This window comes from Bacillota bacterium (assembly GCA_018818595.1).
In the GTDB taxonomy this organism is placed as follows: Bacteria; Bacillota_I; Bacilli_A; order Izemoplasmatales; family Hujiaoplasmataceae; genus JAHIRM01.
This window is the reverse complement of sequence record JAHIRM010000035.1, coordinates 1-15,772: the sequence shown is the minus strand read 5'-3', so window position 1 is coordinate 15,772 and position 15,772 is coordinate 1. Positions and strand designations below refer to the sequence as shown.

The following is a 15,772-nucleotide window of genomic DNA, read 5'->3' as shown; positions in this document are numbered from 1 at the left end:
GAAAATTCAGGTTTATCCTTTATCTGCTCCTGAAGTCAAACCATAAATCAAATACTTTTGCATGTAAATTTGTACTAACATAATTGGAACTGCTAAGAACAGCGCCCCGCTCATAAATTTAATTGGATTATAAGTAGAAACCCTAGGATCCATATACCTAAACAACCAAATCGCTACGGTATCTCTTTGAGGCATAACTACGGATGGCAAGATATAGTCTAACCAAGGCGCCATGAAAGCATTAACTGCTATAAATCCCATAATCGGAACTGCTAGAGGAATAATTACTTTAGTTAATGTTTGTAAATTCGATGCTCCATCGATAAAAGCTGCCTCATCAAGCGATTTTGGTATGTTTCTCATAAATCCTCTAACAATAAATGTATTATATGGAATCGCACCGGCTACGTAAATTAATGTAAGTGCAACAGGATTATTCAATAACCCAAATTGTCTAAAGAACATGAATATGGCAAGCATTCCCATAAAAGAAGGAAACATTTGCAAAGCCATCATTAAAAGTAATACTTTCTTTTTTCCTTTAAATCGGTATCTAGAAAAACTAAATCCCATTAAAGAAGAAAAGATTACTACTAATACAGTATTTAATGAAGCTATTCCTAAAGTAGTTAGAAATGCTCTTACATAATCTGGAAACACTTGACTTGTAGTACTTTTGTATGTGAATAAATCTTCGTAATTTGCTAAGCTCCATTCTGAAATTTTCGGAATAATTGGGACTTGTTCCAAACTAGTCGCATCTGTAAACGCCGCAGATACTAACCATAACACCGGAGTCATAACTATGACAACCATTACAAGTAACCATACATAAGCTAATACTCCTGTTATGCCTTTTCTTATAGTCAGTCTTCGAAAAAATCTGGCTGTTTTGTCTTTAAAAGTCATAATTAGTCCTCCTCCCAAAATGATTTCAGTTTAGATAAATTGTAAATTGCTGAAAGTCCTATAAAGATGAAGATTAAAATTGAATAAACAGAAGCTAAACTGTACTGATTTACTGTAGATTGAAAAGAAAGTTTATAAATCCAAGAAATTAAAATATCTGTTTGTCCTGGCGCTGCTCCAATAATTCGTACCGATTGAGGAATTTGATCAATTGGATAACCTGGTCCTCCGCCGCTTAAGAAATAAATTGCGCCAAAATTATTGAAATTAAAAGTAAATGTTGTGATAATTACCGGTGCAGTTGCTCGCAGTACCCAAGGAAAAGTTATATATCTGAATTTTTGTGAACTAGTTGCTCCATCAATATCAGCTGCTTCAAATAAGCTTTCTGGTATCGTGCCTAAAACTCCGGTAATTAACATCATAAAGTATGGATAACCAAGCCATAGATTAACGACTATTATTAATGTTTTAGCAAGTGACCCATTAAGTGGATCATTAAACCAAATAATATTACCTGCTGTTTGTTGACCGACTAATCCGATTGAAGTTAAAAAGTTCTTCACCTGGTCTGTCACGCCCGCCTGGGCTAATACCTGATTCATAAGTCCAAAATTGTCTGCAAAAACATTTCTAAATAACATTAAAGAAATCATCCCTGGAATCGCCCAAGGCAATATTAAAATCATTCTCCAAAACTTTTTAAAAATAACATATTTACTTTCAATAATCATTGCTTGAATAAACCCTAATACATAAACCGTTACGCTACTCATAAAAGCATAAAATAACGTCCAAAGTAATACATCTCCAAAAAATTTTAACCAGTCGGGATTCTCAAACACCTGTTTAAATGTTTCAAACCCGACCCATTTGAACAATCCCTGTCCAAGCGAGATCCTTCCAGTCCAATTTGTAAATGCCACCAAGAATGAAAAGAGAAACGGAATCAAAATAAATAGAAAAATCAGAATAAGTGACGGAATGATAATTATATATGCGAAAAAATCATTCCATACTCTTTTAATAAATTCGTGATAAGTTTCGTTGTGTCCTGTTTCTTGTATTTTAAGATGTGATTGAAACGCGTCTTTAATACTAAAAATCCAAGTAATAACAAACATCAAAATTAAAACCGTTGCGATGACTCCTTGTCCCAGAAGCACTTGAGAATTATCCGCAGATTTCCATGTAAATATTTGATCAAAAATTACAATGGTTTCACCACGATATACACTACCTAAAACAAGTTTTCCAAGTGTGATAAATCCCCATAACCCTTTAGTGAAAAATCCTCCATAATCTCGAAAGAAGTAGAGCTTATCTTCTGCGGGAAATTGAGAAATTTCACCACTTAATGCGTATATGTAATTGCTAGTAGATATTTCAATAGCTAGAAAAACAATGATTACAACAAACAAAGGTATTGCTTTATACCATTGTTTATTTCTTAATTGTCCAAGCCCCATAAGAAAAAAACTACTCAGTCCTTTAAAAAATGCTTTCGGTTGTTCTTTAGCGGCTTTAAAAAGATTAATAAAAAAGTTTACAAATCCCATAATAATTCGCTTAAAGAACTTAAAAATTCCTAAAATAATTTTTTTATACAGAAATAGAAGCACTTTCTTTCCAGCGTTTAGAAGTTGACCAAAAATTGATTCTGTTTCTTTCATAGATTTGCTCCTTTTATCTCATTGTCATTTCTAATTTTAATAATATTATCATAAAGATAAATTTTTGTAAACGCTTATATTTTATTATGTTATGAAACCCTTATCTTAATTTGATTATATCTTCATGCTATGAATATGTAAATGGCGTATCATAAAATATCGTAATTTAACAGTAAATATTTAGACTAAATCTCTCTTATTCATTAATGTTAATAATATGCTTATTATAATTTAAGACATGCCTCTATTGATATATCTACCAATTCTTTACGGACATCTTTTCTTGATTGCCATTTTCTTGAATCCCATAATTCTTTAGACAAATCATCTCCGGCATAGAGAATTTGACCAAACAACACTTTTCTAAATTGTGCTACTGCAGCGAAAGAGGCGCATTCCATCTCAACCGTTATGCATCCTTCTTCTTTTCGGTATTGAACCATATCTTTCGTTTCTCGAAAAAACGCATCTGTCGTCCAAGTAATTCCCTTTAAATACGGAATGTTTCTATTTTTCAATGCAGATTCAATACAATCTAAAGCATGCGGAGAAATATCTACATATCTGCTTGCTGGTAAATAATGATAAGATGTTCCTTCGGCCCTTAGTGCCTTTGATGGAACAATTAAATGCCCAAGAGCTAGTTTAGGGTCTAAAACCCCAGCTCCACCACATGCAATAAATTTAGTACATCCCAATGCATTTAACTCTTCTAAAAAACCCGCTGCTAAAGGCCCACCCAAAATCGGATGGAATAAGCATATTTTTCTTCCTTTATAATCCATTTCATATACAGGATGAATACCGGCTTCACTTTTTAAGTTTGCGACAATATATATTTTGTCTTCATCTAAAAATTCTTTCAAGATTTCTTGGAAAAATACTATCACACAATACTCGCTTATGTTAATTTTTTTTATGAGATTAGGTGCGTGAATTATCCCTTCATACGTGTTGTCATATTCTAAAATAGGTATCTGATTTTTTATCAACAAAATTCACCCTTTCTTATTTTTAGTATTTTTATTCTTTGTGCTCCAAGCAAGATAATTAATAACTTTTTTTAAGTGCAAAATTAAATGAATTCCAATTTTAAAAGTATTTACTATTTTTAAAAATGTTTTATTTCTTTTTTTATCGATAATGTTAGAAGACAATATTCCTTCTTGATCCGACATCAATCCGATTTTCTTTCCTGTAGGAGAATAGATACCAATATGTCCATTATAATAAGTTGTATTTTCTGTTCCGAATCTATTTGCTGCTATATAATAAGCCAAAGTACTTCTTCCGGAAAATCCTAAGGCAAATTTAGCGTCTTGTGGATCTGTTAAGGCGTGCAGAAAAATGGTTGCCTGTTTGCTTTTATATTGTTTATGAAACGTTGGTCCAAACATATCAAAGCAAATCGATATTGCATACTGAAAATTATTTAATACAAAGAAACTAACAGGCGTCTTTCCTTCAGAAAAAAATAATCTTTCTTTGTTTGTTAAATTGTTCTTTCTGTGATTATAAACAACGCACCCGTTTTGATCTATTACAATTTGAGAATTATAATAATTATCATGTGCTTTTTCTGAATATCCAAACGAAATACAAACGCAGTTCTTTTTGGCAACGTTTTTCATTGTTTCTATCTCTTTACCATCTAGCGAAACACTATTTAATTCAAGATAATCTTTTGAAATGATATAATTTGATAAAGCTAATTCACCAAAAAAAATAAAATCAGTTTCTTGCTCTATTTTAATTTTTGTTACCAATTCAGAAATAGTGGTTATATTTTCTTCTTTTGAATATTTCGATTGATAAGATACGGTTGTTATCTTCATTAATTTATCCATCACTTCTTCTAAAATGCCATAAACTCTTTTTGATTTAATGTTTAATATTTCAGTTATAAATGACTGTTATTAATTTAAACAATATGATACATGGTCCAAGTTTGTTCTACTTCATATCCAAGCTTAAGGGCCAAATGTGCTGATATGCTATTTGCTGAATCCCACTCTGGATTCAGATGATGTTCTAAACAATATTCTATTAAAGCGACGCTAAGAAGCGTCCCAAATCCTTTTTGACGGTGCCTAGGATCACTGTTAAAATCAACTCTAATATATACTTCTAGCACTTCGTTAATAATTGGATAATTTGAAGCTGCAAACCCTATCACTTGATTATCTTCAAGGATGCAAAAACCCAATCCCTTACCCAAAAAATCTACTGTAGAAAAATAATTCTTAAGCAAATCATTATATAGCATACCTTGAATATCTTGAATTTGATTGATTCCGATTCGAACTAATTCATATCCTGATGGAAGTGGTTTTTTTAAAGATTCTAAGTGACTTAAATTTAAATTTTTTGAATCAAATTTTGTTCTAAGATGAGACTCGAGTTTACTGCCAAAATAGAATTTCAAAGGTGCGTCCCAGAGCTCGCTTGAAGGAATAATCCAATTTCCAGTATCAATTTTCTTTAATATTTCTGTAACATCTTCGCCCTCGGGATTTCCAAGTAAAAAGAATGCTGGAGAAGAAAATATAATGGCAAATTTTAGATTTTCATACGAATCCACCCATATATCGTAAGATAAGTTTGATAACGCAAACTGCAAATAGTTGTGAAAATACGGAAAAATTCCAAATAAAACTGAAAATTCTTTTAGTCTATCTTGCGTTACTTTTATCAGTTGAATCTGTTTCATTTTTTTCATCCTTTTCTTTTGTGTTTTGTTATTTATCGAGTTTAAAACAAAACAAAAATCAAGCCCGACTCTCTATAAATCATATCACATAGCAGAAAAATTATAAATACACTATAAAAATTAAAATTACTTCTTCCATTCAAAAACAAGTCTCAATCTATTTTTTAATTATAATTCCAAGCGCTTAAATTCAAATCACTCTTTACAAAAAGTACGTTCTTTCTTCTTGAGTTTTTATTTTAAAAGAAAAATCACCCTGTAAGAAGACGTTTTAAGAATCTTCTTAACAGGGCATATTTCAAAATATACTTTTTTTGCTTTTATGAAAATTTTATAAAATTGAAAGAATCCAATTCAAGAATACAAAGTAAACTCCCCATGCCAATCCAGTAATTGCGACACAACCCAAAAATTTTATAATGGGATTGATATAGGGCGAACCTGATAATCTAGCACAAAAAATGGCACCACCTAATCCAATTAACGTTGGAACCAATCCTCCTAAGGCTACAATAGGAATGGCAAAACACGCACTAATAAATACCCACCCCATTATAGGAAGCTTCTTTAAGGGAATATAAGGTTTTTTACTATCTACAAAAACCTTATCAACAGCAATATCTGCTTTGTTTCCGCTAACAACAAGATGAATAATTTGATCTTCGATACTAAAAGAGGTATCTAACCCTAAAAAGGATGTCTTGAAACTCGTCGCAAGTCTTCTTTCTTCGCCGTCAATAAAAAATTTAGGTTTTCCAGTAAAATGATTTGGGATAAATTCAAATTTGTGTTCATTTTCTCCAATTTTAAGATTCCATTCTTTTTTCATCGTTACAAAATGACCTCCGTATAATAATTAATTTTAAACTAAATGCTTTTTTAATTATTATTCATTGTATCATTAACCGATAACTGAATCAATGGGTTTGAAATTTTTTTTGAATAACTTGTTATTATATTTTCTTATTTTAAAGATTCGTGAAATACTAAATTTATTTGATTATTTAAATTTTTAATAACTTGACAATCAACCTTCTGAATTTGTCTATCGTATGAAACAAAGCCATTTACTTCATCTTCTACATCAGATAATTGTGTATAAATCAAAACGGATAGACCTTTTTTAACCTCGGGAAGTATCTGCTTAGAATACAACTCTTGTATTCCTTTCATCAAATCTTCTTTGTTATGATATTTTTTATATCCGAAAACGCGTTCTGGATTATAACAATGATTTTCTACCACAAAACTAAATCCACCAAATTCAGTAAGTGCTAAGATCCTTTTTTTGGCTTTTGCTTTTGAAAACTTAATTTTAGTAAAATAGATATGCCTGCTACAATAATCTCCACCTTTTTGGTCTGACCACCCGCTTGCATGGTCAATTAATCTCGAAGAATCGAGTTGTCTTATTATTTTTTCGGCTTTTAAAGAATCAAACTGTCCCCAGGCTTCATTGAATGGTACCCAAGTTGAAATACAAGTACAGTTTTTCAAATGCTCAATCGTTTCTTTTAATTCTATTAGAAATTGATTTCTTCCTTTCTCGCTTTTTCTACCAAACAACCGATAAAATTTATCATTTATATTTATTCCTAATGTTGCAAAAAATCCATGTAAAAAGATATCTTTTCTTTCTGATCCACTTACCATATCTTGCCAAACTATCATCCCAAGTCGATCGCAATGGTAATACCACCTTAACGGTTCTACTTTTATGTGTTTTCTTAATAAATTAAAACCCATCTCTTTTATCCGTTTTATATCAAATATCAGAGCATCATCACTTGGATTTGTCAACAATCCGTCCGGAAAATATCCTTGATCTAAAACGCCAGAAAGAAAATATGGTTCGTTATTAAGATAGAACCTCATGATTTTATTTTTATCTTCTTTTCTTTCAAATTTCCGCATTCCAAAATAACTCTTAATTTTATCTTCGTCATATAAAATTTCAATATCATATATATTTGGTGTGTCTGGCGTCCAAGCATAAAAATCATCAATAGGAAGTATGATGAAACTTTTTTGAGATTTGATTTCTAATTTTAATTCTTTTTTATAGTAAAGTTTAATTTCAACAGGAAACTCAATGGTTTTAGAATTTGTAAGCACATGAATCTCAATGGATTTATCATCATAACGAGGAATTAACTTTATATTACTAATATAATTTTTTGGAACGCTTTCTAACCAAACTGTTTGCCAAATACCAGATTGTGAAGTATAGAATATTCCTCCACTTTTACTTCTTTGCTTACCAGTTTGTCTATCAGATGTATCTGAAATATCTTTTACAATTACTTTTATTGAAAATTGATTTGACAGAATGAATTCGCTGATATTAAAAGAAAATGGTGTATACCCACCCAAATGACTTCCAACAAATTTATCATTGATATATACTTTTGCTTCTTGATCCACCGCACCAAAATGAAGCAACAATTTATCTTGAATAAAATCGATAGGCAAAATTACTATCTTATGATAAATCAAATAGTCGCTTGGCCTGAGAGTGCGATTAACTTGAGAAAGTGTGGCTTCTGGAGAAAATGGAACGAGAATTTTTCCATCATATTCATCTTGATCTGGATTATCTGTAATTGCATAATCCCAGAATCCATTTAAATTGAAATAGCTATTTCTTTCTAATTGTGGCCTGGGATACTCTTGTAATACATTACTTGTTTCAAGCTTTTTTCCCCAAGTAGTAAAAAGTTGATTCATTCTTTTATCTCCTTCTGTGCTGCTTCTTTTTTAAATACAATTAAAAGAGGAATCATTACAAATAAAACTACGATTGCAGAGGCGATAAAAATATTAGGAGTCGGTACTGGTTTTAATACTCCAAGGTCTAGATAGGAAAGCTGGGCATTATATATGACCCTCGCTCCAATAAAAGGTCCAATAACCATCGGAATTAACACAAAGAAAATCATTCTAATTCCTTGAAAATGTCCAACTTTATCAAGCGGGGTATAATCTCTTACTTTTGCATTCAAGACTGCTGTCAGAATTAAATTACCACTCATCATCGTAAACCCTGCTATTCCAACCATTAATATATCTCTTGTAAAAAACAAGAAGATAGCCCAACAAACATTACAATCATGGCTGGATAGAAAAAACGATTTTTATTTTTGGCATTAATTTTTCTGCCTACAATAACGCTGACAACCGAAGCCAAAAGCAATATAGCTCCTAATAAGATTGCATATGAATCAATTCCTAAATACCTTTGTATATAAATAATAAAATAAGGCATGTATATTTGAGTAGAAATACCGAAAATTGCTAAAGCAAGAAGATATAAATACAAATTTTGATGTTTTTTTAATGTAGTCAAACGAAATCCATAAACTAATGTTTGCCAATAATTTGTCTCAGATTTTTTTATATTAGATTCTTTAATTAAGAAAATTCCAATAATGCCTCCTAACGAAATGAGGCCTCCTAATATCAAAAAGAATAATGGCCATTTGTCTTGTTGAACAAAAATGTCAAATCCACCAAATATGATAAGTAATGCAATAAGAGGCAAAATCGCTAATACTCCTTCAACACGTCCTCGGCTATTTTGATTTGTCACATCTGTTACCCACGCATTGAACGCTCCATCATTTGCCATTGAACCAAAAAAAGTCATAATACAATCCATAATAATAACAATGATTACTGTAATGATTACCGCATCTCCAAATTTAAAGAAAGTAGATACTGCATCAACTGAAATAAAGGCAAAAGATAAGGTCACTAATCCCCATAAAATGTATCCAACAGAAATAAATAATTTTCTTTTTGATACTCTGTCAGAAAGTGCTCCCATAAAAACGGTAGTTAATGTTGCGGTTATAGCGCTAGCGGCGACCATCCACGCAATTGCACTTGGATCTCCTGAAATTTTATTGTATAAAAACAAATTGAAATACATGTTCTCAATAACCCAAGCTATTTGTCCAAATAAACCGAATAGCAAAATGGTACTCCACACTCTTTTTCCGATTCTTTCTGTGTTATTCATTATTCTTCTCTCCTTATAAATTGTGTCTCTCGTAAAATAGTTAACCCATATGGAACTAAATGCATTTCTTGATGTTCTAAAGTATTTGGATTTACTCCTTCAATAATTACAGACAAATTATTCTTAAAAAAACAATTTGAATCAATCAGTTTTTCAAATGATTTGACAATCACTTTTCCATCTTTTAAGAAAGGAATTTGTTTGTTGTAACTTGATACAATGTAGCCCCTATCGTGAAATGGTTTTGACCCTTTAATATAAAATTCTTCACATTCAATCTTTTTTGCAAAGAGTAATGGTCCTCTACGAATACTAATCGATTTATCTTGATTCGTAATCGTTTTTATTTCAAAATTAAAAAACAAATTTATCTCATCATCTTGCATGACATTTTTAATTACAAGCGATTCTTTTTCTGAAATAATTTTCTCTATCTGATTGTGCACAATTTTAGCGCTTTCTAAATAGGGTATTCTAAAAACCCACTCTTTAAGCTGAATAGTCGTTAACTCAAGACATTTAATCTTAACCAAATCTGCAAATGGATAATTCGTATCAACTTGAATTAGCGCATATCCATCGTCAAAATCCACTCTGTAAGTTCCACTAATATATAAAAAGAATGCCAATGAAGTCTTGGACTTCATAATTGCTGACATCATCATTTTCGGCCATCCTTGATGCATGTTCGCTGCGCAACAGCCAAAATTCGGTTCAATACCAAACGTGTTAGCGTACTTATCTGTATCAAAGAAAGGATGTTTTTTTACTTCGCAATCAAGTTGATTTATCTGTTGAACATATTGATGACTACAAAAGTCTTGAGATATGGTTGTTAACAAAGCGTTATAGGCATAATACTCCAAATAATCTGCCGCTTTAAAACTACCCGTTAAGCGAATTGTTTCTTCCATTGAATACATCATTTCAACAATTACACAAAGTTCAATCCCTTGACTTGGAGATGTTCCATTTAAGTGTTCGTCAGAAGAAAATAAATCTAGGGCATTCCCGTGATACAACAGAATTTTTTCTAATGCCTCAAATAATTTTTCTTCTCCAATCTTTTGGTCCTCTTGCATATATACTAAATACTTTAAAGACATAGCAATATTTACACCATGAGTTGTTAAATAAGTATATTTAGTCTTACTCTTTCTTGATTTTAAGATGTTATTTCTGGTTTTGTTTTTCATCTGTTTCTTATTTTTAGACAAACGATCAATCCAAATTAAGATAGGCTTTATCGCATGAAATAAAAATTTATTCAAATACCTTGTGGTTGGATAAATATACGGAAATTCATAAAAGAAAAGTTGCCAATCTAATGTATTTTCAAGTAATTTATCTTCTAATAATTTCGTTTTAGGAAACGAGCCTAATTGATTTAATAAATCAAGGGCTTCTTTCCCTTCTAATCCTCTGGCAAATCCCCAAAATTCATAAGGACTCTCATCGATGTTTTGAATTAAATACTCATAATATTGATGTAAAAACAAAGGTATTCTTTCATCTTGGCTTGCGTAATAATAAGAAACAAGTGCTTTTACTACTACCAATCTTGGCCACCAATCACTATTTTGTCTGGGACCAAAGAATCCTGATTTATCTTGAGAATCAATTATGGAATTAATCCATTTATTTCCGCTATTGATGAGATTTTGATCTTTTAATAAATAAGCAAGCGGAATCAATCCATCAACATAATAAGGACCTCTTTCCCACGATTCTCCAGTGCCGCCAAGCCAAGCAGAATGATCAGATAAATCTTCAAAAACACTTCCGATATGTTTTGTTAACCCTTCGCTTTGAATTTTTAATATATCTAAGTGAATTCCGGATAAATTGATATTATTTAGTTTAAGTTTACTCCAATTTCCTTTTATCATATAGAACTCCTAAGTATAACAATTTTATTATACTAAAAAGAGTTGACTTTGTGCCCTAAATTATTGATATTTAAATAAAAAAAATTATCATTCTTAACGCTTTTACAAAATATATTCGTAAATTAAATGAATAGTAAGAATATATCGATAAAAAAAAGTATTAGCGTAATAAATGCGCTAATACTTTTTTATGATGTAATTAATTAGTTAAAGGTTCATATTAATAAATTTCAAACATTGGCAAAAATAATGGCGGAGGAGAGGGGAGTCGAACCCCTGCACCGGATTAACGATCTACTAGCTTTCCAAGCCAGCCCCTTCAGCCACTTGGGTACTCCTCCAAAATTTTTAAGTTTTATTGCTTTAGAAAAGGCGATTAAAAATAATCGCCATTATCTTTAGACTGGCGGAGTAAGAGAGATTCGAACTCTCGCGCCGGTTCCCCGACCTACGCCCTTAGCAGGGGCGCCTCTTTAGCCTCTTGAGTATTACTCCAGAAAACAGTTAGCCATTTAATATTACCCTATTTATGGCTAACTGTCAACAATTTTTTAATTGATATAAGTTTCTTTTTCCTTCTCAACTTCTGGAGTTGGATTAGGTAAATCTTTCTCAATTTTCGAATCTTTTTCTGGTTTTTTACTTTCATTTAATGCTTTAGATGATTCTCTATATTTTTTGTATCCGCCAAATCCATCATATCCCAAATAGACTCCGCCTCCAACAGAAATAAATAGAACTATCCAACCAAGTGTTGAGATGATATCTTCTCCTAGAACTGTTAAAGTCATAATAACAGGACCCAAGATGATACAAATCATATGAAACCAAAATTTTAAGGCTTCTGTTTTTTCATCAAAGTAGTAAAGTGAAACGAAATAGATGAGCCCTCTTGCAAAAAAGAAGAAAGCTAATAAATACCCATACATTCCAATCCAGAATGCATCACTTGATTTACCTGAAAATACCACATAAACCATTAAAACTCCTAGTATAGTATCAAAAATAATTTCAATTAAATTAATGGTTCGAAGCACTTCTTTTTTAAGCGTTTTTAGTAAAGGAACAACACGCAATAAAGAAAAAATTACAATTGCAATTCCTGTAGTCGCATAAACCACGTCCACTTCGTAAATTTTCATCAATACACCTGCAGAAATTAGAATTGCTGCAAGAATCCACTTTAGTAACCACCCATAACCGAATTTTAGTTTTGCCATAAATATTACCTCCTTATGACGAATTTATATCTCTATTATATAACAAAGTGCTAAAAAAAACAGAACATAAAATACTTTTCTTTAAATTGTGAAATTATTATTAAAATGAATGACTTCTTTTCATACAATTTGAAAAAAGAAAATAATATAAACTACATTTCGTTAGTCAATGCTATTCTATTTTAAAATTTGTTATGCTATAATTAAGTGAAAGCAATGAATAATATTTATAAAGAGATGATTCAAGTGATTAAAGTTAAAGCAAATGATTTAAAAAAAGCTTCAATTATTTTTGCGAATGCAATGTATAATGACCCATTACATTCGCATTTTTTCCCAAATGAAAATTCTAGATATAAGAAATTAGTACAATTGTTTATGTTTAAACTAAAACTAGACTTTAAAAATTTGTATACTACTTCTGATTCACTAGAAGGGTTTGTCATATGGAAAGATTCAAAAGAAAGACGCTTAAAATTTAGTTTTATTGATTTAATTAAAGGTGGGCTGATGACAATAATCGTTGGGCTTAGCCCCATTCTTAAAATGGTTAGATATCAAAAATGGATTACTCGATTACATAAACTTTATTTAAAAGATCCGTATTGTTGTTTAGACTTGTTAGTCATTTCGCCTCCTTTTCAAGGCAAAGGATTTTCAACCACACTTATAAAACCAAAATTATTGCATCTATCTTCTAATAATGAAGTGGCCTTTTTAGAAACTCAAAACGCACAAAACGTAGATATTTACGAACATTATGGTTTCAAATTAATCTACCAAGAAAAACTAATCAATACTAAAATTACAAGTTACGGAATGATTAAAATTTAATAGTTAATTTCTGCTTTTTTTAATAAAAACCCACAAAATAAGTGGGTTTTTTTATTAAATATATTATCATTCTTTCATAAACAGACAATTATTTGATTGAATGTCTCGATTAATCTTAAATCATCTAGTTTACAAAACGAGTTTCATTGCTAGGATCTAACATGGTAAGTTGAAGTCTTTTTCGATTTAAATCAACCGAAATAACCCATACTTTAACAATGTTTCCAACGCTTAACACTTCTAGAGGATGATTGATGTATTTTCTGCTCATCTTAGAGATGTGGACAAGTCCAGCTTCTTTAATTCCACAATCAACAAACGCTCCAAAATCCACAACATTTCTTACGGTTCCTTGTAATTCCATTCCCGGTTTTAAATCTTCTAATTTCAATAAGTCACTTTTCAAAAGGGGTTGAGGATACTGGTCTCGAAGATCTCTTGTAGGTGCAATAAAAGCATCTAAAATATCATCTAAAGTCACTAAATTAATTGATAATTCCTCTGCTAATTCTTTTCTGTTTATCAAATTTATTTTTTCAATAAGGTTTGTTGTTCCAATTTCTTTAACCCCAAGATTTAAATAGGAAAGTACCTTTAATGCTAATTTATAACTTTCTGGATGAATCGGAGTTTTATCTAATGGATTTTCAGAATCCAAAATTCTCAAGAATCCAATAGCTTGTTCAAACGTTTTAGGGCCAAATTTTGGAACTTTTTTTATAGAAGATCTATTTTTAAAAGGTCCAAATTCCTCTCGATATGAAACAATATTTTCAGCAACATTCATTGAAAGCCCAGAAATAAACCTAAGTAAAGATGAAGAAGCTGTATTTACGTTAACTCCTACTTGATTTACGGCTGTTGAAACTACAAAATCTAATGATTCCGTCAGTTTCGCTTGAGATACATCATGTTGGTACTGACCGACTCCAATTGATTTTGGATCGATTTTTACAAGTTCACTAAGTGGGTCTTGCATTCTTCTTGCAATACTTACTGCTGATCTTTCTTCTACAGCAAACTCCGGAAATTCAAGTCTCGCCAAATCTGATGCTGAATAAACAGATGCTCCAGCTTCGCTAACAATAACATAATGCAATTTTAATTTAAGTTCTTTGATTAAATCGACTACAAAAGCTTCTGTTTCTCTTGAAGCCGTTCCATTTCCAATTGCTATAATTTCAATATCATATTTTTGAATTAATATTTGTACTTTTTGCTTCGATAATTCTACTTTCCTTGGATCGGCAATATCTCCTAATCTACTTTCATGAGGATAGATTACACCTTTATCCAAAAATTTGCCAAATGAATCTATGACAGCGAGTTTGCATCCAGTTCGGAAGGCCGGATCAATTCCTAATACTATTTTACCTTTTAAAGGGGGTTGTAGTAATAACGATCTTAAATTCTCAGAAAAAATATGAATGGCTTGATCTTCTGCTTTATCAGTAAAATCACTCCGTATTTCTCTTTCAATTGAACCGCTAATTAACCTTTTATATGCATCTATAACTGCGTCTTCAACAAGCGGTTCTACTAAAGAGTGGTGATTGCCAATGACTTGTTTGTTTAAAAAACGATGTATTTCTTCTTGAGAAACATCAATTTTAACGGTAATTACTTTTTCTTTTTCTGCTCTGTTAATTGCTAAAACTCTATGTAATTTTATTGTTTTTAGGTTTTCTGTATAGTCATAATAATTTTGATAAGTTTGATATTCATCTACACTATCTTTTTTCTTACTTGTCACTAATCTTCCGTTGTGATAAGAATAATCTCGAATCCACTTACGATAATTTGCGTTATCAGAAATAAATTCTGCTATGATATATTTAGCGCCTTGAAAAGCCTCTTCAATTGAAGGAACTTCTTCTGTAATATAGTCTTTAGCAATAGAATCTAAATCAGTGATTATTGGAAAAGTTAGGATAAGAGTCGCTAAAGGTTCTAATCCTTTTTTGATTGCTTCAGTTGCTTTTGTTTTTTTCTTTTCTTTATATGGCCGATAGATATCTTCTAAGTCCACCAATTTTTCTGCATCGAATATTGCTTTTTTAATTTCTTCTGTTAGCATACCTTTTTCATCTATTAATCTGGTGATATCTTCTTTTCTTTTGTCTAGACTTTTTCCATATTCATACTCTTTTTCAATAGCACGAATTTGTTCTTCATCTAGAGATTCTGTAATTTCTTTTCGATATCTAGCAATAAAAGGAACGGTATTTCCTTCTGCCAACAAATCCAATACCGATTGAACTTGAGAAATTTTAATGTTTTGGTTATCAGCAACTTGCTTAATTAGTAAATCATTTACATACTCCATATTTTTTCACCTTTCGCCTTCATACACATACTTTATACCATATTTTTTGCAAAATTAAAATAAAAAAATGAAAAACAAGTTTTTCAACTAAAGAGGCCAAGCCTCTTTTTTGTTTGGTTGAAATTTGATAAAATAGACGTATGAATAATGTTGAATATACAAAGCGAGATGCTTTTAAACTTCAGTTGCT

Annotated in this window: 13 protein-coding genes and 2 tRNA genes; 1 reads left to right on the top strand and 14 read right to left on the bottom strand. The window is 31.0% G+C overall.

The genetic code is table 11. The features are described 5' to 3' along the window. Window positions 1-12 precede the first annotated feature (12 nt). The 13 genes from KJ971_05990 to KJ971_05930 all read right to left on the bottom strand — a co-directional run bounded on the left by KJ971_05990 (window position 13) and on the right by KJ971_05930 (window position 12,422). Window positions 13-909 carry an ABC transporter permease subunit gene (locus KJ971_05990; protein ID MBU1145387.1) on the bottom strand — a complete coding sequence of 299 codons (897 nt, stop codon included), beginning with the start codon at window positions 907-909 and terminating at the stop codon, window positions 13-15. A gap of 2 nt (window positions 910-911) precedes the next feature. Then, the gene (locus tag KJ971_05985; protein ID MBU1145386.1) at window positions 912-2,468 is read right to left on the bottom strand and encodes an ABC transporter permease subunit; all 1,557 of its coding nucleotides are present in this window, start codon (window positions 2,466-2,468) and stop codon (window positions 912-914) included. 338 nt (window positions 2,469-2,806) lie between these two features. Continuing rightward, window positions 2,807-3,472: a nucleoside phosphorylase gene (locus KJ971_05980; protein MBU1145385.1), complete on the bottom strand. Its 666-nt coding sequence runs from the start codon at window positions 3,470-3,472 to the stop codon at window positions 2,807-2,809. Between the two features lie 108 nt (window positions 3,473-3,580). Further along, complete coding sequence (locus KJ971_05975) at window positions 3,581-4,429, bottom strand: carbon-nitrogen hydrolase family protein (protein MBU1145384.1); 849 nt, start codon at window positions 4,427-4,429, stop codon at window positions 3,581-3,583. Between the two features lie 74 nt (window positions 4,430-4,503). Then, a complete protein-coding gene (locus tag KJ971_05970; protein ID MBU1145383.1) occupies window positions 4,504-5,292 on the bottom strand; it encodes a GNAT family N-acetyltransferase in 789 nt (262 codons plus the stop codon). 331 nt (window positions 5,293-5,623) lie between these two features. Beyond that, the gene (locus KJ971_05965; GenBank protein ID MBU1145382.1) at window positions 5,624-6,121 is read right to left on the bottom strand and encodes a hypothetical protein; all 498 of its coding nucleotides are present in this window, start codon (window positions 6,119-6,121) and stop codon (window positions 5,624-5,626) included. A gap of 134 nt (window positions 6,122-6,255) precedes the next feature. After that, window positions 6,256-8,019: a glycoside hydrolase family 2 gene (locus KJ971_05960; protein ID MBU1145381.1), complete on the bottom strand. Its 1,764-nt coding sequence runs from the start codon at window positions 8,017-8,019 to the stop codon at window positions 6,256-6,258. After that, window positions 8,016-8,351 carry a hypothetical protein gene (locus tag KJ971_05955; protein ID MBU1145380.1) on the bottom strand — a complete coding sequence of 112 codons (336 nt, stop codon included), beginning with the start codon at window positions 8,349-8,351 and terminating at the stop codon, window positions 8,016-8,018. The genes KJ971_05960 and KJ971_05955 overlap by 4 nt, the downstream gene beginning before the upstream one ends. Then, the gene (locus KJ971_05950) at window positions 8,351-9,313 is read right to left on the bottom strand and encodes an MFS transporter (GenBank protein ID MBU1145379.1); all 963 of its coding nucleotides are present in this window, start codon (window positions 9,311-9,313) and stop codon (window positions 8,351-8,353) included. Before KJ971_05950 ends, KJ971_05955 begins: the two co-directional genes overlap by 1 nt. Further along, entirely contained in the window at window positions 9,313-11,202 is a 1,890-nt protein-coding gene (locus KJ971_05945; GenBank protein ID MBU1145378.1) for a glycoside hydrolase family 127 protein, read from the bottom strand. The genes KJ971_05950 and KJ971_05945 overlap by 1 nt, the downstream gene beginning before the upstream one ends. A 250-nt stretch (window positions 11,203-11,452) precedes the next feature. Next, window positions 11,453-11,543, bottom strand: a tRNA-Ser gene (locus KJ971_05940). Between the two features lie 63 nt (window positions 11,544-11,606). Further along, window positions 11,607-11,697 (bottom strand) — tRNA-Ser (locus tag KJ971_05935). Between the two features lie 56 nt (window positions 11,698-11,753). Continuing rightward, complete coding sequence (locus KJ971_05930; GenBank protein ID MBU1145377.1) at window positions 11,754-12,422, bottom strand: hypothetical protein; 669 nt, start codon at window positions 12,420-12,422, stop codon at window positions 11,754-11,756. A gap of 216 nt (window positions 12,423-12,638) precedes the next feature. Here KJ971_05930 and KJ971_05925 point away from each other — a divergent pair, with 216 nt between their 5' ends. Beyond that, a complete protein-coding gene (locus KJ971_05925) occupies window positions 12,639-13,256 on the top strand; it encodes a GNAT family N-acetyltransferase (GenBank protein ID MBU1145376.1) in 618 nt (205 codons plus the stop codon). 124 nt (window positions 13,257-13,380) lie between these two features. Here the strand turns inward: KJ971_05925 and KJ971_05920 are convergent, their stop codons facing one another. Beyond that, window positions 13,381-15,582 (bottom strand): RNA-binding transcriptional accessory protein, encoded by a 2,202-nt coding sequence (locus KJ971_05920; GenBank protein MBU1145375.1) that lies wholly within the window; start codon window positions 15,580-15,582, stop codon window positions 13,381-13,383. Window positions 15,583-15,772 lie beyond the last annotated feature (190 nt).

Coding starts and splice junctions, on each gene's coding strand:
- KJ971_05960 (MBU1145381.1), bottom strand. CDS start 8,019: ATGAATCAACTTTTTACTACTTGGGGAAAAAAGCTTGAAACAAGTAAT.
- KJ971_05950 (MBU1145379.1), bottom strand. CDS start 9,313: ATGAATAACACAGAAAGAATCGGAAAAAGAGTGTGGAGTACCATTTTG.
- KJ971_05975 (MBU1145384.1), bottom strand. CDS start 4,429: ATGGATAAATTAATGAAGATAACAACCGTATCTTATCAATCGAAATAT.
- KJ971_05925 (MBU1145376.1), top strand. CDS start 12,639: ATGAATAATATTTATAAAGAGATGATTCAAGTGATTAAAGTTAAAGCA.
- KJ971_05955 (MBU1145380.1), bottom strand. CDS start 8,351: ATGGTTGGAATAGCAGGGTTTACGATGATGAGTGGTAATTTAATTCTG.
- KJ971_05920 (MBU1145375.1), bottom strand. CDS start 15,582: ATGGAGTATGTAAATGATTTACTAATTAAGCAAGTTGCTGATAACCAA.
- KJ971_05965 (MBU1145382.1), bottom strand. CDS start 6,121: ATGAAAAAAGAATGGAATCTTAAAATTGGAGAAAATGAACACAAATTT.
- KJ971_05945 (MBU1145378.1), bottom strand. CDS start 11,202: ATGATAAAAGGAAATTGGAGTAAACTTAAACTAAATAATATCAATTTA.
- KJ971_05970 (MBU1145383.1), bottom strand. CDS start 5,292: ATGAAACAGATTCAACTGATAAAAGTAACGCAAGATAGACTAAAAGAA.
- KJ971_05990 (MBU1145387.1), bottom strand. CDS start 909: ATGACTTTTAAAGACAAAACAGCCAGATTTTTTCGAAGACTGACTATA.
- KJ971_05930 (MBU1145377.1), bottom strand. CDS start 12,422: ATGGCAAAACTAAAATTCGGTTATGGGTGGTTACTAAAGTGGATTCTT.
- KJ971_05985 (MBU1145386.1), bottom strand. CDS start 2,468: ATGGGATTTGTAAACTTTTTTATTAATCTTTTTAAAGCCGCTAAAGAA.